A 23,210-nucleotide genomic window follows, 5' to 3' on the forward strand; every position below is an offset into this window, starting at 1 on the left:
CCGCGCACGCCGCGCCTCGTGCGTCCCAGGAGTTCGTCCAGGAGTTCGTCCAGGAGTTCATCCCAGGAGTGCGTCCTATGAGGTGGACGGGCTCGGGGCGCCGGTGCCGCCCGGCAGGGGCGAGGAGCCGGTGCCGCCCGTCGGGGACGGGCCGGTCGGCGTCGGGTCCGGGTCGGGCGGTGTCGGTGACGGGTCCTCGGTGGGTGTCGGGTCCGGGTCGGGCTGCGAGGCCGACGGCGACGGGTCCGGGTCCGGGACGGACGGGGACGGCGAGTGGTCCGGGGTGCTGGGGCGCGGGCCCGGGCGGGAGGGGCCGGGCGCGGTGCCGTACCCCTTGATCGAGACGACCGCGCCGACGGGCGACACCGCCACGCGGGCGGTCCAGTGGCCGGACGGCTCGCGCAGGTGGTCGACGTACACCCGGACCGTGCGGGACTCGCCGGGGTCGAGGGTGCCGGAGGACTGGCTCAGGTAGAGCCAGGACGCCCCGACGGAGGCGGACCAGCGGACCGGGGCGTCGCCGGTCGCGGTCAGGGTGACCAGCGTGGTGTCGCCGTCGTGGCCGGCCGTGACGCTCAGGGTGCTCTTCTCGCCCGCGCCGGAGACGCCGACGACCTCCACGGAGACGTCGGACTCGCCGTTCTCCTCGAAGCCGGTGCCGGGGGTGGTGCTGGCGTTGCCCGCGTTCTCGTAGCCGCCGCCGGTGGAGTCGCCGTCCAGGCCGTCGGGGCTCTGTGCCTCGCTGGCGCTGGACGAGCGGCCGTCCTCGCCCTCCACGACGGGGGTGCCGCGGTAGGCCGCCCACAGAGCGAGCACGGGAGCCGCCACGACGGTGGCGACGACGGTGGTGGTGACGGCACGCGCGCGCATCCGGTCCCGGCGGGCGGCGCGGTCCTTGGGGTCCATGGGGAAGCCGCGGCGGTCGAAGCGGGGGGCGGCGATCCGGGCTCGCGGGACGTGCGCCATGGCGACGTGCAGCGCGGTGCGGGGGGCCTCCAGGACGGGGAGTTCGGCCGGAGTGACGCTGGTGCCGGGCCAGCGGCCGGGGATCGCGCGTTCCGCCGTGCGGCGGCAGCGGGGGCAGTCGTCCACGTGCCGGACCAGTTCGCGGCGCAGGGCGGCGCTGAGCACGTACCGGTTGTCGCCGGTGAGGCGCGCGACGCCGGTGCAGGTGCCGGTCTCCACGACGGCCAGGGCGGCGCGGGTGCGTTCGACCTCGCAGGCGGCGGAGGCGAGGAGTTCCCGGGTGGCGGCCAGGTCCATGCCGAGGACCGCGGCGACCTCGTGGGGCGCCAGGCGGTGGCGGACGGCGAGTTCCAGGGCCTCGCGCTGCTCGGGGGTGGTGCCGGCGGCCTCCGGCCAGGCCAGCTGGGCGAGTTCGGCGCGGTGCCGTTGCCGGGTCTCGTCGTCGTCGCCGGTGTGGGCGGTGTCGGTGGCCGTCGCCTCGGTGCTGGTGTCGCGCGTGCTCGTGGGGCGGCCTGCCGCATGACTGCTCTGACGTTTCTGCTTCGCCTCGGTCAGCCTGCGGAGGCAGGCCCAGCGGGCCAGGGCGTACAGCCACGCCCTGCGGTCCTGGGCGGAACCGGGACCGCGGTTGCCGCGGCGCTGGGCGAGCGCGAGGACGTCGCCCAGGGCGGCGGTCGCGGCGGTGTGGTCGCAGAGCACGGACAGGCAGTACGTGAACAGGCCGTCCAGATAGGCGTCGTACGCGGCGTGGCGCGCGGGCGGCCGCTGCGCCAGGGAACGCGCCGCGGCGCGGTCACGCGCCTCCCGGTGCGCTCGGTGTGCGCCGGTCGTGCGGGTCGTGGTCTCCGGACTGCTCCTCATCACCCGGCGACCGTAGGGGGCTATGGGTGGCGCGAACTGGCGCGTTGGCCACTTTTAATCCGTACGGGTGAAACGATCCCTCATAAGGGGACAGGAGGCGGTTGTTCCGGCGGGCGGGGTGCCTCCGCGACCGCGCCCGCGTCGGGGTGTCAGTGGGGGCCGTTACGGTTCGTGCATGGCTGCCCGTGCGAAGTCCACCAAGGAACGGCCGTCCTTCCGCTGCACCGAGTGCGGCTGGCAGACGGCCAAATGGCTCGGCCGCTGTCCCGAATGCCAGGCCTGGGGCACCGTCGAGGAGTACGGCGCGCCCGCCGTGCGGACGACGTCGCCAGGGCGCGTGACCACCTCCGCGGTGCCGATCGGTGAGGTCGACGGGCGGCAGGCGACCGCGCGGTCGACCGGCGTGCCGGAGCTGGACCGGGTACTGGGCGGCGGGCTGGTGCCCGGGGCCGTGGTGCTGGTCGCGGGTGAGCCCGGGGTCGGGAAGTCCACCCTGCTGCTGGACGTGGCGGCGAAGTCCGCGAGCGACGAGCACCGGACGCTGTACGTCACGGGCGAGGAGTCGGCGAGTCAGGTGCGGCTTCGGGCCGACCGGATCGACGCGATCGACGATCATCTCTACCTCGCCGCCGAGACCGATCTGGCGGCGGTGCTGGGGCATCTGGACGCGGTCAAGCCGTCGCTGCTGATCCTGGACTCGGTGCAGACCGTCGCCTCTCCCGAGATCGACGGCGCCCCCGGCGGCATGGCGCAGGTGCGGGAGGTGGCGGGGGCCCTGATCCGCGCCTCCAAGGAGCGCGGGATGTCCACCCTGCTCGTGGGGCACGTCACCAAGGACGGCGCCATCGCCGGGCCGCGGCTGCTGGAGCACCTGGTGGACGTGGTCCTGCACTTCGAGGGTGACCGGCATGCGCGGCTGCGGCTGGTGCGGGGGGTGAAGAACCGGTACGGGACGACCGACGAGGTCGGCTGTTTCGAGCTGCACGACGAGGGGATCACCGGGCTCGCCGACCCCAGCGGTCTCTTCCTCACCCGGCGTGCCGAACCCGTGCCGGGTACCTGTCTGACCGTCACGCTGGAGGGCCGCCGGCCGCTGGTGGCCGAGGTGCAGGCGCTGACCGTGGATTCCCAGATCCCGTCGCCCCGGCGTACGACCTCGGGGCTGGAGACGTCCCGGGTCTCCATGATGCTGGCGGTGCTGGAGCAGCGCGGTCGGATCAGTGCCCTGGGGAAGAGGGACATCTACAGCGCGACCGTGGGCGGCGTGAAGCTGTCCGAGCCGGCCGCCGACCTCGCCGTCGCGCTCGCGCTGGCCAGTGCGGCCAGTGACACCCCGCTGCCCAAGAACCTCGTCGCGATCGGTGAGGTCGGCCTCGCCGGAGAGGTGAGACGGGTCACGGGCGTGCAGCGCCGGCTCTCCGAGGCGCACCGGCTGGGCTTCACGCACGCCCTGGTACCGAGCGACCCCGGCAGGGTTCCCGACGGCATGAAGGTCCTGGAAGTCGCGGACATAGGGGACGCCCTGCGGGTGCTTCCCCGCTCGCGTCGGCGAGACGCCCCACGGGAGGAGGAGGACCGCCGGTAGACTTTGCCCTGGTCTCGCCCGTCCGTACGACCGAGTGTGCGACACGGGCGCACCAGAAGAACCTGCGACCGGAGGAGTGCAGTGGCAGCCAACGACCGGGCAGCAGCTCCCGGAAAGTCCGGTGGGAGTGCCGGTGCCGATGGCCTGATGCGCGCCTCGCTGAGCGCCGTGGCGCCCGGCACGCTGCTGCGGGACGGCCTGGAACGGGTCCTTCGCGGCAACACCGGCGGTCTGATGGTGCTGGGGTCGGACAAGACCGTCGAGTCGATGTGTACGGGCGGCTTCGTCCTGGACGTCGAGTTCACGGCGACCCGGCTGCGCGAGCTGTGCAAGCTCGACGGCGGGATCGTGCTCTCCTCGGACCTGTCGAAGATCCTGCGGGCGGGCGTGCAGCTGCTGCCCGACCCGACCATTCCGACCGAGGAGACCGGCACCCGGCACCGTACGGCGGACCGGGTCAGCAAGCAGGTCGGATTCCCCGTCGTCTCCGTCTCGCAGTCCATGCGGCTCATCGCCCTCTATGTCGACGGGCAGCGGCGCGTCCTGGAGGACTCCGCGGCGATCCTGTCCCGGGCCAACCAGGCGCTGGCCACCCTGGAGCGCTACAAGCTCCGGCTCGACGAGGTCGCCGGCACGCTCTCCGCGCTGGAGATCGAGGACCTGGTGACCGTCCGGGACGTGTCGGCGGTCGCCCAGCGGCTGGAGATGGTGCGCCGGATCGCCACCGAGATCGCCGAGTACGTGGTGGAGCTGGGCACGGACGGGCGGCTGCTGGCGCTTCAGCTGGACGAGTTGATCGCCGGCGTGGAGCCGGAGCGCGAGCTGGTCGTGCGGGACTACGTGCCCGAGCCGACCGCCAAGCGGTCCCGTACGGTCGACGAGGCGCTCGCCGAGCTGGACAAGCTCAGCCATGCCGAGCTGCTCGAACTGTCCACGGTGGCCCGGGCGCTGGGATACACCGGGTCCCCCGAGACGCTGGACTCGGCGGTGTCGCCGCGCGGGTTCCGGCTGCTGGCGAAGGTGCCGCGGCTGCCGGGCGCGATCATCGACCGGCTGGTGGAGCACTTCGGCGGCCTGCAGAAGCTGCTCGCCGCCAGCGTGGACGACCTCCAGACGGTGGACGGTGTCGGCGAGGCGCGGGCGCGCAGCGTGCGTGAGGGGCTGTCGCGGCTCGCGGAGTCGTCGATCCTCGAGCGGTACGTCTGAGGGCGTTACTTCTGAGGGCGTGCGTCTGAATTGGAGCGTCGGCCTTGCGTCAGTCGCTCTTCAGCACGAAGGACGTCCGGACCTTCTCGAAGCCGGGCGCCTTGGCCTCCACCAGGTACGTCCCCGCCTTGGCCGAGCCCGCCGGGGGCGTACCGCACTCGGGGGCGCTCGGCTTGCGGTCCCACTTCACGGTGTAGGTGATGCCGCTGTTCGCGGCCACCCGGTACTGGAGGCTGGCCTTGCTCTTGTCCTCGACGCAGTCGTCCGAGGCCCAGTAGACGTCGTCGCCGCTGGCCGGGGTGATGGTGAACACCGCGTGTTCGGGGCCCAGATCGACCTTGCAGTCGCCGCCGGAGGTGTTCCGCGCGGTCAGTTCGAAGGCGGGGGTCTGTCCGGGCGTGTAGCTGTTGCGAACGCTGCGCAGGCTGAACTTCACCGCGCCCGGGGTGCAGTTGGGCAGGGCGGAACCGCCCGGCAGCGCGTCTCCCGCGCCGACGCCCGTCGCCGCCCCGCCCCCGGAGCCCCCGCCACCGGCGCTGCCGGGATTGTCGGCGTCCTCGCCGGAACCAGAGCCCTCGCCCGAGCCGTCCTCGCCGCCGCCGGAACCCGAACCCGCCCCCGTACCACCGGAGTCCGTGCTTCCCGACTCGTCGCGGCCGCCCGGGGCCTCACTGATCGCGGGCCCGGATCCCGAGGGTCCCGGCGTGATCGACGGGGCCGGGTTCTTGCCGTCCGCTCCGTCGTCGCGTCCCTTGCCGCCGCCCCCGCCGCCGGAGACCACGATCCACGTGATCAGCAGCGCCAACAGGGCGAACAGGGACAGCAGTACGGCCCTCCGTCGCCAGTAGATGGAGGAGGGAAGCGGCCCGACCGGATTGCGCAGAGATCCCACGGCGCAAACTGTACGAGAGATCCGCGCGTTCCCCTGTCCCACCCGCCGTTCAGGCCCGCAACTTTTACGGATCATCATCCCGGAGACCGCCCCGGACCCCTGCCGATCGTCAGGTGTCGCACGTGTCGATCGCAGGGTGTGACCGTTTCGCGCAGCCGCCTACCGTCCGTGAGCATGACCTTCGAGGATGACGATCTCTACCGCGACATCACCGGCTTCGCCCAGGACACCCCGAGGTGGGTCCAGCACACGGCGGAGGTGGGGACGGAGGCGGGCATCCTGGTGTTCGGCGCGCTGTTCGTCGTCGCCTGGTGGCGGTCGCGGCGCGGCGACCCACGGGCGTTCGCGATCGCGGTCCTTGCACCTGTGGCCACGGCTGTCGCGTATGTGTGCAGTGAACTGCTCAAGTCCGTTGTGGAGGAGGAGCGTCCGTGCCGGGCGGTCGCCGGGGCGGTGCCCTCGCCGGCACCGTGCCCGCCGGCCGGTGACTGGTCCTTCCCGAGCAACCACGCCACGATCGCGGGCGGGGCGGCCGTCGCCCTGGCCCTGGTCCGGTGGACCGCGGTCCGGGTGACGGTACCGCTCGCCCTGCTGATGGCCTTCTCCCGGGTCTTCGTCGGCGTCCACCACCCGCACGACGTCGTCGCCGGGCTGCTGCTCGGCGCGGTCGTCGCGGCCGTGGCCGTACGGCTCGGCATACGTCCGGCGACGCGGCCGGCCGAGGCGATGCGGGGCTCGTCGGCGCCGGCGGTGCGGTGGCTGACCGGGCCGGGTGCCGTGCCGCCGGGCGCGTACGCCGCCTCGCAACGGCCGCACCAGAACAGCGCGCCGCGACCGACGGGGGCGAGCCGTACGGAGCGCGAGCCGGGGGCGTGCGAGCCGGGCGCGAGGGGGGCGCGCAGGTGCGCGTCCGCCGGGGCGCCGACGGCTCCGGCGGCGGATATCCCGGCGTCGGCGGCCGGACGCGTACCTTCCATGGGCCGACGCTACAAGCGGCGGAGGGGGCGGCGCCCCTGCCGATCGTCAGGTGTCGTGGACGCGACGGGGTGGCGCTGCACCCGCGCGGTGGTCTCGTCGTGGCAGGATCGGAGGGTCATGACTGCGCCCACGAAGTCCTCGCACAGCGGCCCCTCCGACCCCGCCGCCGCCTCGTCCGGCGTGCCGTTGCACGCCCCCGTCATCGACTGGTTCGCCGAGCACGCCCGCGACCTGCCGTGGCGGCGCCCGGAGGCCGGCGCGTGGGGCGTGATGGTCAGTGAGTTCATGCTCCAGCAGACGCCGGTGAGCCGCGTCCAGCCCGTCTACGAGCAGTGGCTGGCGCGCTGGCCGCGCCCCGCCGACCTCGCCGCCGAGGCGCCCGGCGAGGCGGTCCGCGCCTGGGGCCGGCTCGGCTACCCGCGCCGCGCCCTGCGACTGCACGGTGCCGCCGCGGCCATAACGGAACGGCACGGCGGCGACGTACCGGCGGACCACGCCCAGTTGCTGGCGCTGCCCGGCATCGGCGAGTACACGGCCGCCGCGGTCGCCTCCTTCGCCTACGGCCAGCGGCACCCCGTACTGGACACCAACGTGCGCCGGGTCTTCGCCCGCGCGGTCACCGGCGTGCAGTACCCACCGAACGCCACCACCGCCGCCGAGCGGAAGCTGGCGCGTGCGCTGCTGCCGGAGCAGGAGACGCGGGCCGCCCGGTGGGCCGCCGCCTCCATGGAGCTGGGCGCGCTGGTATGCACCGCGAAGAACGAGTCGTGCCAGCGCTGCCCGATCGCCGGGCAGTGCGCCTGGCGGCTGGCCGGCAAGCCCGCGCACGACGGACCGCCGCGCCGCGGCCAGACGTACGCGGGCACCGACCGGCAGGTGCGCGGCCGGCTGCTCGCGGTGCTGCGGGAGGCGTCCGGGCCGGTGCCGCAGTCGGCCCTCGACCAGGTGTGGCACGAGCCGGTCCAGCGGGCCCGCGCCCTGGACGGCCTGGTGTCCGACGGTCTGGTGGAGCCGCTGGCGGACGGGCTCTACCGGCTGCCGCTGAGCTGACGGACAGCGGGGTCACAGGGGCGGCGGTGCCGGTGTCACGGAAACACCGGCCACGTCGGCCCCGGTTACAGCCGTGGTAACGGACATATCGCTACTTACCTTCATCAAGTGACGCGCTGATTTACCCGGTTCCTACTTCCGTTACACAACCGACGGACAGCCGAGTGTTCGTCGCAGGCTGCTCCGCACAGCGCCGTGACAACGCTTCCCTACCTTCGTTTCTGTGCCCGGCGGGCACGGCAGGACCAGGGACCACAGGCAGTGGGCCGACGGTGACCACACCGGCGGAGTACGGGGATCGGAAGGCGGTTGACCATGGGTGAGGTGCTCGAGTTCGAGGAGTACGTCCGGACGCGGCAGGACGCGCTGCTGCGCAGTGCCCGGCGTCTGGTCCCGGATCCGGTCGACGCCCAGGACCTGCTGCAGACCGCGCTGGCGCGGACGTACCGCCGCTGGTCGACCATCGAGGACAAGCGGCTGGCCGACGCCTACCTGCGCCGGGTCATGATCAACACGCGGACCGAGTGGTGGCGGGCGCGGAAGCTGGAGGAGGTGCCCACCGAGCAGCTCCCCGAGTCCCGCGTGGACGACTCCACCGAGCAGCACGCGGACCGCGCCCTGCTGATGGACGTCATGAAGGTGCTCGCCCCGAAGCAGCGCAGCGTCGTGGTGCTGCGACACTGGGAGCAGATGTCCACGGAGGAGACCGCCGCCGCCCTCGGCATGTCGGCCGGCACGGTCAAGAGCACGCTGCACCGGGCGCTCGCCCGGCTCCGTGAGGAGTTGGTCGCCCGCGATCTGGACGCACGGGCGCTGGAGCGTGAGGAGCGGGAGCGTTGCGCGGCCTGACCGTCGGTCGATCACCCGGGGGGACCCGGAGGGACACGCAGGCGACGAGTGCGGCGGTGGCCGTGTTCGTCGCCCTCGGCGTGTGCCTGTCCGGCTGCGCGGCCGGCGGCACCGGCACCCGCGACGAGGGCGCGGCCCACGCGGACGCGGTGGGCGGCGCCGCCTCCTCCTCGCCGGCCGCCTCCCCCTCGAAGGTCCCCGACCGGGTGGACGCGGTGCGGCTGGTCAAGTCGGACCCCAAGGTCTCCGAAGAGGTCAAGCACGAACTGAAGCCGTGCGTCGCCGACGAGTACCCCGTCGACGTGTCGTACGGCGAGCTGACCGGCGGCACCGCGGAGGACGTCGTGGTCAACGTCCTGACGTGCGGTGACGCGGTGGGTGTGGGCAGTTACGTGTACCGCGAGGAGGACGGCGCGTACCAGAATGTGTTCAAGACCGAGGAGCCTCCGGTCTACGCGGAGATCGACCGCGGCGACCTGGTGGTGACCAAGCAGGTGTACGAGCGGGGCGACCCGGTGTCCAGTCCGTCCGGCGAGAACGTCATCACGTACCGCTGGGCGTCGGGCCGGTTCGCCGAGCAGTACCGCACCCACAACGACTACAGCAACGCCGCGGGCAACGCGCCGACTCCGGTCCCGGACGCGGACGGCTGAGACCGGCGGGCGTGCACCGATCGGGCCGCTCGCCGCGATGACCGGGTGAACGCGGTGCGCGGCCGGGGCGTCCCTCCCAGTGGGCGTCCAGTGGGCGTCCGTCGCCGTGGGCGTCCGTGACCGCACCCGCGTCCGGCGACCGCACCCGACCCATCACAACGAGGACTGAGAGCACCGGGATGGCAGACCAGACCCACGTCCTGTTCGTCGAGGACGACGACGTCATCCGCGAGGCCACCCAGCTCGCCCTGGAGCGGGACGGCTTCGCGGTCACCGCGATGCCCGACGGGCTGTCCGGCCTGGAGTCCTTCCGGACCGACCGGCCCGACATCGCACTGCTCGACGTCATGGTCCCGGGGCTGGACGGGGTGAGCCTGTGCCGCCGGATCCGGGACGAGTCCACGGTGCCGGTGATCATGCTGTCGGCGCGGGCGGACTCCATCGACGTCGTCCTGGGTCTGGAGGCCGGTGCCGACGACTACGTCACCAAGCCCTTCGACGGGGCCGTCCTTGTCGCCCGGATCCGGGCGGTGCTGCGGCGCTTCGGCCACGCCGGCGGCGGGGACCGGGGGGACGCGGCGGACCACGCGGACACCGGGGGCGTCCTCACCTTCGGCGAGCTGGAGGTGGACACCGAGGGCATGGAGGTGCGCCGGGCCGGACGGCCGGTGGCGCTCACCCCGACGGAGATGCGGCTGCTGCTGGAGTTCTCCTCGGCGCCGGGGACGGTGCTCTCGCGCGACAAGCTGCTGGAACGGGTCTGGGACTACGGCTGGGGCGGGGACACCCGCGTCGTCGACGTGCACGTGCAGCGGCTGCGCACCAAGATCGGCCAGGACCGGATCGAGACGGTCCGCGGCTTCGGCTACAAGTTGAAGGCCTGAGGCGGGGACACAGGGATATGCGGGGGTTCTTCCGACGCCGGACCGCCTCGCCTCCGGGGCGCGCGGACGGCCGCACGGGGCCGGACAGCGGTACGCACGGGGCCGGTACGCACGGGCCGGGCCCGCACGGCACACGTCCGCGCGGCCTGCGCGCGCGTGGCATCCGCACCGGGCTGCGCTGGAAGCTCAGCGCGGCGATCGCGCTGGTCGGCGCGCTGGTGGCGGTCGTCCTGAGCCTGGTCGTGCACAACGCGGCCCGGGTGTCGATGCTGGACAACGCCCGTGACCTCGCGGACGACCGGATCCTGATCGCCCAGCGCAACTACGAGCTGTCGGGGCGGCAGAACTTCCCCAACGCCAAGATCGACGATCCCGAGCTGCCGGTGGAGCTGCGCCGCAGGGTGGAGGCCGGGCAGCGGGCGACGTACGTCTCCGAGCGGGCCGACGGGGTGACGGACATCTGGGCCGCGGTGCCGCTCAAGGACGGGCACGTGATGTCCCTGCACTCCGGTTTCACCGACCGCAGCGCGGACATCCTCACCGATCTCGACCAGGCCCTCGTCATCGGCTCCATCGCGGTGGTCCTCGGCGGCAGCGCGCTCGGCGTGCTCATCGGGCGCCAGCTGTCGCGGCGGCTGCGGGACGCGGCGGCGGCCGCGAACCAGGTCGCCAACGGGGAGCCGGACGTGCGCGTCCGGGACGCCATCGGCGGGGTCGTCCGGGACGAGACCGACGACCTCGCGAGCGCGGTGGACGCGATGGCGGACGCGCTGCAGAAGCGGCTGGAGGCCGAGCGGCGGGTCACCGCGGACATCGCGCACGAGCTGCGGACCCCGGTGACCGGGCTGCTCACCGCGGCCGAGCTGCTGCCGCCTGGCCGGCCGACCGAGCTGGTCCTGGACCGGGCGAAGGCGATGCGCACGCTCGTCGAGGACGTCCTGGAGGTGGCCCGGCTCGACGGGGCCTCGGAGCGGGCCGAACTCCAGGATCTGATGCTGGGCGACTTCGTGACCCGGCGGGTGGCGGCGAAGGACCCGGCCGTGGAGGTGCGGGTGATCCACGAGTCGGAGGTGACGACCGACCCGCGCCGCCTGGAGCGGGTGCTGTTCAACCTGCTCGCCAACGCCGCCCGGCACGGCCGCTCACCGGTCCAGGTCAGCGTCGAGGGCCGGGTGATCCGGGTCCGCGACCACGGGCCGGGCTTCCCCGAGCACCTGCTCGCCGAGGGCCCGAGCCGCTTCCGCACCGGCAGCACGGACCGGGCCGGGCGCGGGCACGGGCTCGGGCTGACCATCGCGGCCGGTCAGGCCCGCGTCCTGGGCGCCCGCCTCACCTTCCGCAACGTCCGTCCCGCCGGGGCACCCGACCACGTCCCGGCCGAGGGCGCGGTCGCGGTCCTGTGGCTGCCGGAGCACGCGCCGACCAACACGGGGAGCTACCCGATGCTGCCGGACCGGACGGCCCCCGGCCACGGCTAGCAGGCGAAGTCCTGGTCCAGGTCGAGGCCGCCCTCGCGGGGCTGGGTGAAGGAGAACCAGTTGCCGGAGTCGTCCCGGAAGAGCGCCTCGGTGCCGTACGGGCGCTCCTGCGGCTCCTGGAGGAATTCCACCCCGCGGTCCTTGAGCTTCTTGTAGTCGCCGTGGATGTCGTCGGTGGTCAGCACGCCGGCGCCGAGCGCGCCCTTGGCCACCAGCTTCCGGATCATCTCGGCGGACTCGGGGTCCATCGCCGGGCCGTTCGGGAGCATGAGCGTCAGCTCCACGTCCGGCTGGTCCGGCGATCCGACGGTGAGCCAGCGCATCCCGCCCTCGCCCATGGTCATGTCGGTGCGGACCTCCAGGCCCAGCTTCTCGGTGTAGAACCGCTTGGCCCGCTCCTGGTCGAGGACCCAGACGGTCGCGATGGCGAGGCCCTTGATCATGGCGTTCTCCTGCTGTTGCGTGGCCGGTTTCGCTTGCGCTTGCCCTGCCACGGTAGGCAGCCTCGCCCTCAGCCCGCTTCTCCGGAATTGCGCCGCACCCCGCCCGCCCAGTGCATGACATAGCAGCCCGGTATGAGGGCGGTCCCCCGGCCCACGTGCTTGGTCCGGTACTCGCTCGGGGTCAGCCCGGTCCTGGCCTTGAACCGGCTGGAGAAGGTGCCCAGGCTGCTGAAGCCGACCAGGTGGCAGATCTCGGTCACGGACAGGTTGGCGGTGCGCAGCATGTCCTCGGCGCGCTCGATGCGACGGCGGGTGAGGTACTGGCCGGGCGTCTCGCCGTACGTCTCCTTGAAGGCGCGAAGGAAGTGGTACCGCGAGTACCCGGCGTGGGCCGCGACCGCGTCCAGGTCCAGGTCCGGGTCGGCCCAGTCCCGGTCCATGGCGTCCTTCGCCAGCCGCAGCTGGCGCAGCTTGTCCATGGGGCCGATGGTGGCACGGGGCACCGACATCGGCCGGATGCCACCGGCCCAGTAGTCTGACGATCATGGCGGACTGGGGAATACGGCCGGCTTCGGCGGCGGACGTCGAGCCGGTGGCCGAGTTGCGGGCCGTGGTGCTGCGGGCGGATCTGGAGCGGCTCGGGCGGTACGACGCGCGGCGGGTGCGGCAGCGACTGCGGGACGGGTTCGTCCCGGCGCACACCCAGGTGATCGAGGTGGGCGGCGCGTTCGCCGGATGCGTGTCGCTGCGGCCGGCCGAGGGTGCCCACTGGCTGGAGCACTTCTATCTGGCGCCGCGGATGCAGGGCGGCGGCATCGGTACGGCCGTGCTGCGCGGGCTGCTGGAGCGGTGCGACCGCGAGGGCACACTGGTCCGGCTGAACGTGCTGCGGGGCAGCCCGGCACGGCGGCTGTACGAACGGCACGGATTCAGCGTGGAGGCCGAGGATCCGGTGGACGTGTTCATGGTGCGCACGCCGCGATGACGGCCGGCTAGCGCAGTCCTTCGATGAAGGAGTGCCAGGCGGGGGCGCCGACGGTCACGACCGGGCCGGTCGGGTTCTTGCTGTCGCGCACGGGGACGGCGCCGGTGGGGCAGTTGTCAGCTACCTCGACGCAGTCGCCGCCGGTGTTTCCGCTGTAACTGGACTTACGCCACTGACTGTTCCTCTGGCTGGGAGCCGTGTCCATAGCGTTCCTCCATCACCCGGATGATCAGTTCCGCCGAATCCTCCACGGAGAGGGCAGCGGCCTGCAAGCGAGCGTAACGGAGAGCGGCTTCCCTGACGGTCTCCGGATTGGCCGTCATGTGACCGGAGATGATGTCCTCTGTGTAGACGATGTCCGGGTTGTCGTCGAAGCGGAGGCCGTTGAACGAACCAGCAAGACTGGCGTGAGCCCCCGCCTCGTTCGGCAGCACCTGGACGTGCATCCAGCGGTGACCGGCGAATTCCAACAGTCGGGCCAGTTGGCGGCGCATGACCTCGTGACCACCGATGGGGCGGTGCAGGACGGCCTCGTCCAGCACCACCCAAGCCAGCGGCGGCCGCTCACGCTCCAGGATGCGCTGACGTTCCATCCGGGCGGCCAACAAGCCCTCCAGATCGTCCGGCATGCCGGTGGCGAGCACCGCCCGCGCGTACTCCTCCGTCTGCAACAGCCCGTAGACCAACTGCGCCTGGTACGTCGAGATGTACGCCGCCTTCGCCTCCATCTCCGCGTACGGCTGGAACCACGTCGGGAGTTGGCTGCGCAGCACCAGGCCGATCAGCCGCGAGAACAGACCGTCCGTGCCCAGCGCGGCGTCCACCCGCTCGGAGAAGTCCCGTGTCGGGACCTTCTTCGTGGTCTCGATCTGGCCGACCAGTGAGCCGGTGCAGAAGATGATGTCGCCGAGCTGGCCCTGCCGGAGGCCGTGGGCCTCGCGCTGGCGGCGCAGCTCCCAGCCGTAGTAGTCGAGCGGGGACGCGGTCGGGTCGAGGGACTGGATGTTGGCCACTGCGGCACCTCGCTCCGGGACTGCGGACGGCAACACCTCTCGGCGTTCGTTTCTGTGCGTAGTCGAGCGTACGCACCGCGTCGCAGGGTTGTGGCGTGAATCACGTAACCGGTCCGCGTGCGGCGGACGTTGAGAGCCAGTACCGCGCCGAGTTCGCCATGGGTGCGCACTCGGCCCGCCATCTGCGCCGAGTCCTGCGGCTGTACCTCGTGCGCTCCGGGCCGGCCGAGGTGTCCGACGCCGCCGAGCTTGCCCTCACGGAGCTGGTCGCCAACGTCGTACGGCACGTGCCCGGCCGTCGTTGCCGCGTGTGCTTTCTGCTTCAGCCGGACGCCGTACGGGTCGAGGTCGCCGACGACTGCCCGGAGCTGCCGGTTCCGGCGGCCGCCGACACGCTGGGCGAGGGCGGGCGCGGGCTGGTGATCGTCGCCGCGGTGACCGACCGGTGGGGCGTCACGCCGTACGCGGACGGGCGGGGCAAGACGGTGTGGTTCGAGTGCGTCGGCAAGGCGGAAGCCAGGCGTACGACATAGGGCCCCCGGGTGGTCGAAACCACCCGGGGGCCTGGTCAGGGGGAGGTGGCGGGCCGGCCCGCGGTCAGACCGCCTCGGTCACCGGCGCCTTCGCCGCAGCGCCGCCCTCACCGTCGCCCGGCGCGTCCGCCGCCTGCGGGCCCGCGCCCTTCAGCGGGACCTCCTCCACGAAGACCGCCGCGACCAGGGCCACGACCGCCACCACCGCGCCCAGCAGGAACGCGCCGTGCGTGCCGGAGGACACCGCGTGCTGGTAGGCGTCGCGGGCCGCCTCCGGCAGCTTGGCCAGGCTCGCCGCGTCCAGCTGTGCCGAACTCTCGGTCACCTTGGAGCCCAGCGCCCCCGCCCGCTCCGCCATCACGTCCTGGACGCGGTGGTTGAACAGGGCGCCCATGATCGCGACGCCGAAGGAGGAGCCGAGGGTGCGGAAGAGGGTGGTGGACGAGGACGCGACGCCCATGTCCTTCATCTCCACGCTGTTCTGCGCCACCAGCATCGTGATCTGCATCAGGCAGCCCATGCCGAGACCGACGACGGCCATGTACACCCCGGAGGTGAAGCGGGTGGTGTCGGTGTCCATGGTCGACAGCAGGAAGAGGCCCACCGTCATCAGCGCGCCGCCCAGCACCGGGAAGATCTTGTAGCGGCCGGTGTTCGTGGTGACCCGTCCCGCCACCATCGACGTGACGAGCATCGCGCCCAGCATCGGCAGGAGCAGCAGCCCGGAGTTGGTCGCGGACGCGCCCTGCACCGACTGCTGGTACAGCGGCAGGAAGAGGGTGGCGCCGAACATCACGAAGCCGACGATGAAGCCGATGACCGACATCAGCGTGAAGTTGCGGCTGCGGAAGATGTGCAGCGGCACGATCGGCTCGGCCGCCCTGGTCTGCCAGAACACGAACCCGACCAGCGCGGCGACGCCGATGCCGATCAGCTCCATGATCCGCGCGGAGGTCCAGGCGTACTCGGTGCCGCCCCAGGTGGTGACGAGCACGATGGCCGTGATGCCGATGGTCAGCAGCGCGGCGCCCAGGTAGTCGATCCGCGCCTGGCTGCGCTTCTTCGGCAGGTGCAGGACGGCGCTGACGGCCACCAGCGCGATCGCGCCGAGCGGCAGGTTGATGTAGAAGGACCAGCGCCAGCCCCAGTGGTCGGTGATGGTGCCGCCGACCAGCGGTCCGCCGATCATCGCCAGCGCCATGACGCCGGCCATCATGCCCTGGTACTTGCCGCGCTCCCTGGGCGGTATCAGGTCGCCGATGATGGCCATGACGCCGACCATCAGACCGCCGGCACCCAGGCCCTGGACGGCGCGGAATCCGATGAGCTGGCCCATGTCCTGGGCCATGCCGCTGAGCGCGGAGCCGGCCAGGAAGATCACGATCGAGGTCATGAACGAGCCCTTGCGCCCGTACATGTCGCCGAGCTTGCCCCACAGCGGGGTCGAGGCCGCGGTCGCGAGGGTGTAGGCGGTGACCACCCAGGAGAGGTGTTCCAGACCGCCCAGCTCGCCCACGATCGTCGGCATCGCGGTGCCGATGATCATGTTGTCGAGCATCGCGAGCATCATCGCGATCATGAGGGCGAGCAGGACCACCCGCACGCTCCTCGGCTGCTTGCCGGCACCGGCCTCACCGGTCCCCGCCTGTGGTGTCTCCGCCATCGCTCCCACTTCCCCCAGCTACCGCTGCTCTCCGGTCCCACTTACTTGCCGCCCGGCAAGTTGACTACACTCGGGAAGGTAGTCGCGTAACTAGCCGGGCGTCAAGTAAGTTTTTCGGAAAGGGCGCGGAGCGGGCAGAGTGCGCTGAACAGGAGGTGCGCGGGAGAATGGGCGGCACGATGAACGGCACCAGGCAGCAGCGACGCCGCGGGGACACCCGCCAGCGCATCCAGGACGTGGCCCTCGGACTCTTCGCCGAGCAGGGGTACGAGAAGACCTCGCTGCGCGAGATCGCCGAGACCCTGGACGTCACCAAGGCCGCGCTGTACTACCACTTCAAGACCAAGGAAGAGATCCTGGTCAGCATCTTCGAGGACCTCTCGCGGCCGCTGGAGGACCTGATCGCCTGGGGGCGGGAGCAGCCGCACACCCTGGAGACGAAGCAGGAGATCATCCGCCGCTACAGCGAGGCGCTGTCGGGCGCGGCGCCGCTGTTCCGCTTCATGCAGGAGAACCAGGCGACCGTGCGCGACCTGCGCATCGGCGAGCTGTTCAAGACCCGCATGTTCGGCCTGCGCGACATCCTCATCGACCCGGAAGCGGACCTGGTCGACCAGGTCCGCTGTGTGAGTGCGCTGTTCACGCTGCACGCCGGGATGTTCGTACTCCGGGACCTCGAAGGCGACCCCGAGGAACAGCGCGCTGCCGTTCTCGAGGTCGCCACCGATCTGGTGACCCAGGCACACCGGGGAGCCGGGGGCTCCTGATCCGGACCCGGGTCCCGGCCGGTCACCGCCGGCCGGTCACCGTCGGACGGTTGGCCGTCAGACGGTCACGCCCTTGTCCCGCAGGAACGAGACCGGGTCGACGGCCGAACCGTAGTTGGCGGTCGTGCGGATCTCGAAGTGCAGGTGCGGGCCGCTGGAGTTACCGGTGTTGCCGGACTTGGCGATCGACTGGCCGGTCTTCACGACCTGGCCTATCTTCACGTTCACCTTGGACAGGTGGGCGTACTGGGAGTACGTGCCGTTGCCGTGCTTGATGACGATCGCGTTGCCGTAGGCGGGGCCGTCACCGGCGCCGTTGCCGCCGGCCTTGACCACGGTGCCGCCGTGCGTGGCGACGACGTTGGTGCCGACCGGGACGGCGAAGTCCTGGCCGCTGTGCTTGCTGGCCCACATGCCGCCGTTCTGGGCGAAGCTGGCGGTGAGCTTGTACTTCTTCACCGGGTCCACCCAGGAGGCGGCCTTCTTCTTGGCGGCCGTCTTCTTGGCGGTGGCCTGCTTGGCGCTCGCCTTCTCGGCCTTCGCCGCCTTGGCCTGCGCCGCGGCCTGGGCCTCGACGGCGCTCGCCGTGGTGGAGGAGGTGGAGGCCGCCGTGGTGCCGGTGGCGGCCGCGACCCCGGCTCCCAGTGCGACCGAGGCTCCGAGGCCGGCGGCCATCACCGCGGCGCGGGTGCGAAGGGTCGTACGGGAAGAACGGGACGTGACACGCGGAAACATTCGAACCTCATGGGGACGGGTACAGAGGAAAGCCCCTCCGAGCGAGACGCACAGGGCGCTCGTCGGCCGGGCTCAACCTTGGTAACCCGGCGGACCCGAACCGCACAAAGGTGTGACCTACGACGTTATTTAGTACTTGAGCGCGATACTTCACTACTCTTGACAGAGCAGCCATTCCGGACAAAACCAGCTCAGGCGCCCGGCGGCCGCCGAGCGCCGTGGACCGTTATGTCCGATTTCGCAGTTCTCGCGGCTTCCACTATTCCCCGTAGTAAGGGCCCAAGGGCCTGTGCGCCATGTCACCGGCGGCCATGATCGAAAGGCCGGTGAATGTGACCCGGGCTACTCCCGGTCCGCTTAACCCACCACCTGTACAAGGGCGTTCACCTAGGCTCGCAACATGGTCGACGTCACAGCACTCGGGGCACGTGTCGCGTCCAGTGCGGTCGCTCCGCTCGTCCGCAGGCTCTTCGTACGGGACGGGCCCGGGGCGGGGCTGGTGGACCGGCCGGTGCGGATATCGGAGCTGGTGTCGTTCCGGGGGGAGAAGCGGACCGTCACCCCCAAGGACGTCGACCGGATCGCCCAGGAGCTGGTCCGGCGGGCGCTGGCGGCGGCCGGCCCCGGCGAGGAACCCGTCGGGGAGGGGGAGGCGGCCGCCGTCAAGGACGCCCTGGCCCGCACCCTCGCCCGGCTCGGCGAGATCACCGTCGAGGACTACGAGGCCGTCGGGCTCGGGCCGGAGCGCTTCGCCCGCGCGCTGCGCACGGACGTGCCGCTGTCGCCGTACGGACTGAGCGAAGACGGCCTGCTGCTCTACGAGCGGCTGCTGCACACCGCCGCGCTGCACATCCTGAACTTCCTCACCCAGCGCTCCACCTATGTGGCCCGGCAGCAGACCGTGCAGACCCGGCAGCTCGCCCGGCTCGTCCAGGGCGTCGACGTCCTGCTGGAGCGGCTGCCGTCCCAGTCGGCCGAGGACGCCGGGTTCGAGGCGCGTTACGCGGATCACGTCACCGCCCGCTACGGCACCCTCACCATCTACGGGCTGGACGCCGGTACCCGGGAGTGGCCGCTGGACACGGCGTACCTGAGCCTGGAGGCGACCCGGCCGCAGGCGGCGCGGGACGGGCACCGCAACGGACACCACGACGGGCAGCACCCGACCGTGGCCGCCGAGCAGGTCCTCGCCGGCCAGGACCAGGTCTTCCTGCGCGGCGTCGCCGGATCCGGCAAGACGACCCTGGTGCAGTGGCTCGCGGTGACGACCGCGAGCCGCGTCTACGACCACGGGCTGACCCACCTCATCGGGCGGGTGCCATTCGTACTGCCGATGCGCCGGATCGTGCGGCCCGGGGCCGAGCTGCCCTTCCCCGGCGACTTCCTGCGGGCCGTCGGCTGTCCCGTCGCCGGGGAGCAGCCGCCGGGGTGGGTGGAGCGGGTCCTGCGCGCACAGCGCGGGGTGCTGCTGGTCGACGGCATCGACGAGATCGCCGGTGAGCGCCGCGCCGCCGCCCGGCGCTGGCTGCGGGAGCTGGTGCGGGCCTACCCCGGCAACCTGTGGCTGGTCACCTCGCGCCCCTCGGCCGTACCGGAGGAGTGGCTGGCCGCCGAGGGTTTCGGCGAGCGCGTGCTGGCCCGGATGTCGCAGGACGACGTCGCCACCTTCGTACGGCGCTGGCACCGCGCGGCCGGTGCCGAGGCGTCGGTCGGCGAGGCGCTGCTGCGGTCGGTGCGGACCACCTCGGAGCTGACCCGGCTGGCCACCAACCCGCTCATGTGCGGCATGCTCTGCGCCCTCCACCGCGACCGGCGCGGCTTCCTCCCGCAGGACCGCAGGTCCCTGTACGAGGCCGCGCTGACCATGCTGCTCGAACGCCGGGACCGGGAACGCGAGCTGCACGACCCCGACGGGATCCGGCTGGCGTACGCGATCCAGGTGCAGCTGCTGCAGAAGCTGGCCTGGTGGCTGATCCGCAACAGCCGCCTCGAGATGGACCGGGCCGAGGCGCTCCAGCTCATCGCCGGCGCGCTGCCCGCGCTCGACCTGGACGGGGCCGGTGAGGAGGACGTCTACCGCGCCCTGCTGCTGCGCTCCGGACTGCTGCGCGAGCCCGCCGAGGGCAGGGTGGACTTCCTCCACCGCACCTTCCAGGACTATCTGGGCGCCCGGCTGGCCGTGCAGGACCTGGACTTCGACCTGCTGGTCAACCACGCGGGCGACGACGCGTGGGAGGACGTCATCCTGCTCGCCGTCGCGCACGCCCGGCCCAAGGAGGCGGAGCACATGCTGCGCCGGCTGACCGAGGAGGGCACACCGCGCGGCACGCTGCTGGCGGCGGCCGGGCTGCGGTACGCGGCCGAGGTGGAGCCCGGGACACGGCGGCTGGTGGAGGAGCAACTGGCCGCGCTCGTCCCGCCGTCCACCTTCGAGCTGGCCGGAGAGATCGCGCGCCGGGGCGGCGACCTGGTGCTCGCGCTGCTCCCGGGCCCGGAGGGCATCGACGACCTCACCGCCGCCATCGTGGTCGGCACCGCAGTGGAGGTGGGCAGCGAGGCCGCGCTGCACTTCCTGACCCGCTTCCGGGACCATCCCGGCCGGGACGTCCAGGTGATCCTGGCCGACTCCTGGCACCGCTTCGAGCGGGAGTCGTACGCCCGCGAGATCCTCGCCCACCTGCGGGAGCAGTGGCCCGTCCAGGTGTCCACCCTCGACGACCTGCGCGCACTGCGCGCGCTGGGCGGCTGGGAGCGGATCGTGGTGCGCGGCGCCTACCGCATCGAGGACCTGACCGCGCTGATCGTGCCGGAGCGCCTCACGTACCTGGCGCTTCAGGCTCCGCACCCGGTCGAGGGGCTGGCCTGGCTGTCGGCCTTCCCCGCGCTGGACACCGTCCATGTGACGGCAGGCGACGTGGACGCGTCCGTGGCCCGCGAGCTGCCGGCCGGCCTGGAGATCACCTGGGAGTCCGACCGGCAGCCGTCCTCCATCCACCACCAGGGGTGACCCGCATCCATGGATACCGTCGTCCACACCCCGTCCGACCTCGCCGCGCCCCTCGTCGGCGGACTCTTCCGCGTCCCCGGCCGGCCGCCCGAGGGGCCCGAACCGGTGCCCGCCCTCACCACCTGGCAGGGCCCCGCGGACGACGTCCACCGCGCCGCCGCCGACCTGGTGCACCTCGCCGCCGAACGGCACACCGCGCCCACCGCCGAACTGGCCCCGGTCGTCGACGTCCTGGCCCGTACCCTGCTCGCCATCGCCCGGGTCGACGTCACCGACGCCGACGCGGTGCGGATGGGCCCGCAGGACTACGCGCGTCGGCTGCGGGCCGCGGTGCAGGGCGCGGACCGCGAACTGTCGCCGGACGCCGCCTGGTTCCACGACGCGCTGCTCGTCTCGGTCTGCCTGCACGTCCTGCACCATCTGGTACGCCGCTCCCCCTACCTCCAGCGGCACCTGCCGGGCCGGGCCAGCCGGATCGCGCAGCTGGTCGACCTGGGGGACGCCGAGGCGGCGGCCCGGCAGCCCGAACGGTCCGAGGAGGACGCCGCGTTCGAGACCGAGTACGCGCAGTGGGTGGCGCGGCGGCACGGCTGGCTGACCATCGTCGGCGTGGACTTCCCCAACGCGCCCGACCGTTGGCCGCTGGAGGAGACCTACCTGAGTCTGGAGGCGGAGGAACGCAGCGGCGCCGCGGGCGCCACGGGCGACGAGCAGCGCACGGTGCTGCTCGCGGACCGGGCCCTGGAGGACCACGAGCGGGTGCTGCTGCGCGGCGGCGCGGGCTCGGGCAAGACGACCCTGGTGCAGTGGCTGGCCGTGGCCGCCGCCCGGCAGGGCGCCCGGGTCCCCTTCGTGCTGCCCGTACGCCGCTTCGCCCGCGAGGGGTTCCCGGCGCCGGACGACTTCCTGCACGCGGTGCGGCACCCGCTCGCCGACCGGGCGCCGGAGGGCTGGGTGGTGCGCACCCTGCTCGCCGGGCGGGCGCTGCTGCTGGTCGACGGCATCGACGAGGCGCCCGAGAAGGCGCGCGGCGAACTGCGCGACCGGCTCAGGCGGCTGCTGCGCGTCTTCTCCGGCAACGGCTGCCTGGTCACCTCCCGCCCCTCCGCCGTCTCGGAGGGCTGGCTCTCGGGCGGCGGGCTGGCCGAGGAGGACTTCGTCGAGCTGTCGCTGGCGCCCATGTCGCGGGACCAGGTGACGCGGTTCGTCCGGGACTGGCACTCGGCGGCCCGGCTGGACGAGCAGAGCCGGACGCCGGGCCCCCGCGAGCGGGGCACGCTGGACGAGTACGAGCAGCGGCTCCTGCACTCCGTACGGATCTACCGCGAGCTGCGCCAGCTCGCCACCAACCCCCTGATGTGCGGCCTGATATGCGCCCTGAACCGGGACCGGGCCGGCTCCCTCCCGAGCGGCCGCAAAGAGCTGTACGACGCCGCCCTGGAGATGCTGCTGCAGCGCCGCGACCCCGAACGGGACGTGCTGTACGCCGATGACGTGCGGCTCCAGCAGAGCACCCGGGAGCGGCTGCTCCAGAAGCTGGCGCACGCGATGCTGGAGGAGGACGCCTCGGAGCTGACCGAAGAGCGGGCGGTCGGCATCCTGGACGCCGCGCTGCCCGCGATGCCCGCCGCCCGCGCCCAGGGCGACGGCGCGAAGATCTTCCGGCATCTGCTGCACCGCACCGGCCTGCTGCGCGAACGCTCCGGCGAGTCCGTCGACTTCGTCCACCGCACCTTCCAGGACTACCTGGCGGCGAAGGAGATCGTGGCGCGCGGCCGGTTCCCCACACTGGTGGACCACGCCCACCGGGCCGAGTGGGAGGAGGTCATCCGGATGTCCGCCGCGCATGCCCGCCCCGAGGAGTGCGCGCAGTTCCTGGAGCGGCTGCTCGCCCCCGCGCCCGGGCTGCGCCGCCCGCAGATCAATCACCGCAGGCTGATGGCCGCGGCCTGCCTGGAGCACGTCACCGAACTCGACCCGGCCGTCCAGCAGCTCGTCCACGACCGGACGAAGAACCTGGTCCGCCCGACCACCGAACTGGCCGCGCGCGGTCTCGGCTGGGTCGGCCCCATCGTCCTGGAGCTGCTGCCCGACCCGGGGCAGGTCCCCGACGACCGGCAGGCGCTGCTGCTCGCGCTCACCGCGACCCGGGTCGAGGACGACGCGGCCATCGACTACCTGGTCCGCCTCCGGTCCCGTTCCGCGCTGGCGGTGCGCACCGAACTCGCCCGGGGCTGGCGGAACTTCGACACCGAGCGGTACGCCCAGGAGATCATCGCCCACCTGGACCCGGACGGCCTGTACTTCCCGGTCGCCGACACCGCCGAGCTGGCGGCGCTGCGCGCTCTCGGCGGGCGGGCGCGCGTCCAGGTGGCCGGCGTGATGCGCGCGGAGGAGCTGACGGAGGGTCTGCCGCCCGACCGGCTGACCCACCTGTGGCTCAACGCGGAGCTGCCGGACACGGACGTCTCCTGGCTCTCCCACTTCCCGCAGCTGCGGGTCCTGCGGGTCAATCCGCGGCTGCCGCGGGTGCGGAACGTGCCGGACGGGGTGGAGATCACCGCGTAGTCGCAGCCCAGAACCCTGACTACTGCCCAGTAACCCAATCGTTGCCGTCCGGCCACTTGCTGGGGCAAGCATGCACGCGACAACTTTGGTGCCG

The 23,210-nt window shown here is 72.5% G+C and carries 20 protein-coding genes and 1 pseudogene; 13 read left to right on the plus strand and 8 right to left on the minus strand.

The window, feature by feature from the left end; genetic code table 11:
- Positions 1 to 75: 75 nt before the first annotated feature.
- Positions 76 to 1,827, minus strand: coding sequence for a hypothetical protein (locus ACFW01_RS15890; protein ID WP_384504066.1), 1,752 nt, complete (start codon positions 1,825 to 1,827; stop codon positions 76 to 78).
- A 175-nt stretch (positions 1,828 to 2,002) separates the two neighbouring features.
- On the opposite strand from ACFW01_RS15890, the gene radA reads away from it, so the two are divergent.
- Together radA and disA are read left to right on the plus strand one after the other, a co-directional pair.
- A complete protein-coding gene (radA, locus tag ACFW01_RS15895; protein ID WP_161326595.1) occupies positions 2,003 to 3,412 on the plus strand; it encodes a DNA repair protein RadA in 1,410 nt (469 codons plus the stop codon).
- A gap of 81 nt (positions 3,413 to 3,493) precedes the next feature.
- Complete coding sequence (disA, locus tag ACFW01_RS15900; RefSeq protein WP_073726741.1) at positions 3,494 to 4,618, plus strand: DNA integrity scanning diadenylate cyclase DisA; 1,125 nt, start codon at positions 3,494 to 3,496, stop codon at positions 4,616 to 4,618.
- A gap of 49 nt (positions 4,619 to 4,667) precedes the next feature.
- Here disA and ACFW01_RS15905 read toward each other — a convergent pair whose 3' ends face one another.
- On the minus strand, positions 4,668 to 5,510 hold the full coding sequence (locus ACFW01_RS15905) for a hypothetical protein (RefSeq protein ID WP_234959508.1): 843 nt from the start codon (positions 5,508 to 5,510) through the stop codon (positions 4,668 to 4,670).
- 174 nt (positions 5,511 to 5,684) lie between these two features.
- Between ACFW01_RS15905 and ACFW01_RS15910 the strand changes: the two are divergent.
- From ACFW01_RS15910 to cseC, 6 genes and pseudogenes are all read left to right on the plus strand, one after another.
- Positions 5,685 to 6,188: pseudogene (locus ACFW01_RS15910) on the plus strand (phosphatase PAP2 family protein); the annotation flags it as partial.
- 417 nt (positions 6,189 to 6,605) lie between these two features.
- A complete protein-coding gene (locus ACFW01_RS15915; RefSeq protein WP_161326593.1) occupies positions 6,606 to 7,538 on the plus strand; it encodes an A/G-specific adenine glycosylase in 933 nt (310 codons plus the stop codon).
- A gap of 309 nt (positions 7,539 to 7,847) precedes the next feature.
- The gene (locus ACFW01_RS15920; protein WP_234959507.1) at positions 7,848 to 8,387 is read left to right on the plus strand and encodes a SigE family RNA polymerase sigma factor; all 540 of its coding nucleotides are present in this window, start codon (positions 7,848 to 7,850) and stop codon (positions 8,385 to 8,387) included.
- Positions 8,375 to 9,040, plus strand: a complete 666-nt coding sequence (locus ACFW01_RS15925; RefSeq protein WP_234959506.1) for a hypothetical protein — start codon at positions 8,375 to 8,377, stop codon at positions 9,038 to 9,040. The genes ACFW01_RS15920 and ACFW01_RS15925 overlap by 13 nt, the downstream gene beginning before the upstream one ends.
- Before the next feature lie 179 nt (positions 9,041 to 9,219).
- Positions 9,220 to 9,924, plus strand: a complete 705-nt coding sequence (gene cseB / locus ACFW01_RS15930) for a two-component system response regulator CseB (protein WP_161326591.1) — start codon at positions 9,220 to 9,222, stop codon at positions 9,922 to 9,924.
- Entirely contained in the window at positions 9,813 to 11,402 is a 1,590-nt protein-coding gene (cseC, locus tag ACFW01_RS15935; RefSeq protein WP_384504185.1) for a two-component system sensor histidine kinase CseC, read from the plus strand. Before cseB ends, cseC begins: the two co-directional genes overlap by 112 nt.
- Here the strand turns inward: cseC and ACFW01_RS15940 are convergent.
- A complete protein-coding gene (locus tag ACFW01_RS15940) occupies positions 11,399 to 11,845 on the minus strand; it encodes a VOC family protein (RefSeq protein ID WP_234959538.1) in 447 nt (148 codons plus the stop codon). The two genes, cseC and ACFW01_RS15940, sit on opposite strands and share 4 nt — an antisense overlap.
- Positions 11,846 to 11,913: 68 nt before the next feature.
- Positions 11,914 to 12,354, minus strand: a complete 441-nt coding sequence (locus ACFW01_RS15945) for a helix-turn-helix transcriptional regulator (RefSeq protein WP_384504070.1) — start codon at positions 12,352 to 12,354, stop codon at positions 11,914 to 11,916.
- Between the two features lie 35 nt (positions 12,355 to 12,389).
- On the opposite strand from ACFW01_RS15945, the gene ACFW01_RS15950 reads away from it, so the two are divergent.
- On the plus strand, positions 12,390 to 12,830 hold the full coding sequence (locus ACFW01_RS15950; RefSeq protein WP_234959504.1) for a GNAT family N-acetyltransferase: 441 nt from the start codon (positions 12,390 to 12,392) through the stop codon (positions 12,828 to 12,830).
- 7 nt (positions 12,831 to 12,837) lie between these two features.
- On the opposite strand, the gene ACFW01_RS15955 is transcribed toward ACFW01_RS15950, so the two are convergent.
- Positions 12,838 to 13,035: a DUF397 domain-containing protein gene (locus ACFW01_RS15955; protein ID WP_384504072.1), complete on the minus strand. Its 198-nt coding sequence runs from the start codon at positions 13,033 to 13,035 to the stop codon at positions 12,838 to 12,840.
- The gene (locus tag ACFW01_RS15960) at positions 12,995 to 13,843 is read right to left on the minus strand and encodes a helix-turn-helix domain-containing protein (protein WP_384504074.1); all 849 of its coding nucleotides are present in this window, start codon (positions 13,841 to 13,843) and stop codon (positions 12,995 to 12,997) included. Before ACFW01_RS15960 ends, ACFW01_RS15955 begins: the two co-directional genes overlap by 41 nt.
- A 95-nt stretch (positions 13,844 to 13,938) precedes the next feature.
- Between ACFW01_RS15960 and ACFW01_RS15965 the strand changes: the two genes are divergently transcribed.
- A complete protein-coding gene (locus ACFW01_RS15965) occupies positions 13,939 to 14,376 on the plus strand; it encodes an ATP-binding protein (RefSeq protein WP_384504076.1) in 438 nt (145 codons plus the stop codon).
- Between the two features lie 64 nt (positions 14,377 to 14,440).
- Here ACFW01_RS15965 and ACFW01_RS15970 read toward each other — a convergent pair whose 3' ends face one another.
- Entirely contained in the window at positions 14,441 to 16,039 is a 1,599-nt protein-coding gene (locus tag ACFW01_RS15970) for an MDR family MFS transporter (protein ID WP_384504078.1), read from the minus strand.
- 167 nt (positions 16,040 to 16,206) lie between these two features.
- On the opposite strand from ACFW01_RS15970, the gene ACFW01_RS15975 reads away from it, so the two are divergent.
- Positions 16,207 to 16,806, plus strand: coding sequence for a TetR/AcrR family transcriptional regulator (locus ACFW01_RS15975; RefSeq protein WP_234959500.1), 600 nt, complete (start codon positions 16,207 to 16,209; stop codon positions 16,804 to 16,806).
- 57 nt (positions 16,807 to 16,863) lie between these two features.
- On the opposite strand, the gene ACFW01_RS15980 is transcribed toward ACFW01_RS15975, so the two are convergent.
- Positions 16,864 to 17,541, minus strand: coding sequence for a M23 family metallopeptidase (locus tag ACFW01_RS15980; protein ID WP_234959499.1), 678 nt, complete (start codon positions 17,539 to 17,541; stop codon positions 16,864 to 16,866).
- A 400-nt stretch (positions 17,542 to 17,941) separates the two neighbouring features.
- Here ACFW01_RS15980 and ACFW01_RS15985 point away from each other — a divergent pair, with 400 nt between their 5' ends.
- Together ACFW01_RS15985 and ACFW01_RS15990 are read left to right on the plus strand one after the other, a co-directional pair.
- Positions 17,942 to 20,548, plus strand: coding sequence for an NACHT domain-containing protein (locus ACFW01_RS15985; protein ID WP_384504080.1), 2,607 nt, complete (start codon positions 17,942 to 17,944; stop codon positions 20,546 to 20,548).
- 9 nt (positions 20,549 to 20,557) lie between these two features.
- Positions 20,558 to 23,116 (plus strand): NACHT domain-containing protein, encoded by a 2,559-nt coding sequence (locus ACFW01_RS15990; RefSeq protein ID WP_384504082.1) that lies wholly within the window; start codon positions 20,558 to 20,560, stop codon positions 23,114 to 23,116.
- Positions 23,117 to 23,210: the final 94 nt, after the last annotated feature.

This window comes from Streptomyces sp. NPDC058985 (assembly GCF_042740985.1).
Lineage (GTDB): Bacteria > Actinomycetota > Actinomycetes > Streptomycetales > Streptomycetaceae > Streptomyces.

Excerpts from the sequence above, each read along its gene's own strand:
- ACFW01_RS15975 (WP_234959500.1), top strand. The coding sequence starts at position 16,207 with ATGGGCGGCACGATGAACGGCACCAGGCAGCAGCGACGCCGCGGGGAC.
- radA (WP_161326595.1), top strand. The coding sequence starts at position 2,003 with ATGGCTGCCCGTGCGAAGTCCACCAAGGAACGGCCGTCCTTCCGCTGC.
- ACFW01_RS15890 (WP_384504066.1), bottom strand. The coding sequence starts at position 1,827 with ATGAGGAGCAGTCCGGAGACCACGACCCGCACGACCGGCGCACACCGA.
- ACFW01_RS15970 (WP_384504078.1), bottom strand. The coding sequence starts at position 16,039 with ATGGCGGAGACACCACAGGCGGGGACCGGTGAGGCCGGTGCCGGCAAG.
- ACFW01_RS15990 (WP_384504082.1), top strand. The coding sequence starts at position 20,558 with ATGGATACCGTCGTCCACACCCCGTCCGACCTCGCCGCGCCCCTCGTC.
- ACFW01_RS15985 (WP_384504080.1), top strand. The coding sequence starts at position 17,942 with ATGGTCGACGTCACAGCACTCGGGGCACGTGTCGCGTCCAGTGCGGTC.
- ACFW01_RS15955 (WP_384504072.1), bottom strand. The coding sequence starts at position 13,035 with ATGGACACGGCTCCCAGCCAGAGGAACAGTCAGTGGCGTAAGTCCAGT.
- cseB (WP_161326591.1), top strand. The coding sequence starts at position 9,220 with ATGGCAGACCAGACCCACGTCCTGTTCGTCGAGGACGACGACGTCATC.
- ACFW01_RS15940 (WP_234959538.1), bottom strand. The coding sequence starts at position 11,845 with ATGATCAAGGGCCTCGCCATCGCGACCGTCTGGGTCCTCGACCAGGAG.
- ACFW01_RS15915 (WP_161326593.1), top strand. The coding sequence starts at position 6,606 with ATGACTGCGCCCACGAAGTCCTCGCACAGCGGCCCCTCCGACCCCGCC.
- ACFW01_RS15950 (WP_234959504.1), top strand. The coding sequence starts at position 12,390 with ATGGCGGACTGGGGAATACGGCCGGCTTCGGCGGCGGACGTCGAGCCG.
- ACFW01_RS15980 (WP_234959499.1), bottom strand. The coding sequence starts at position 17,541 with ATGTTTCCGCGTGTCACGTCCCGTTCTTCCCGTACGACCCTTCGCACC.
- ACFW01_RS15945 (WP_384504070.1), bottom strand. The coding sequence starts at position 12,354 with ATGTCGGTGCCCCGTGCCACCATCGGCCCCATGGACAAGCTGCGCCAG.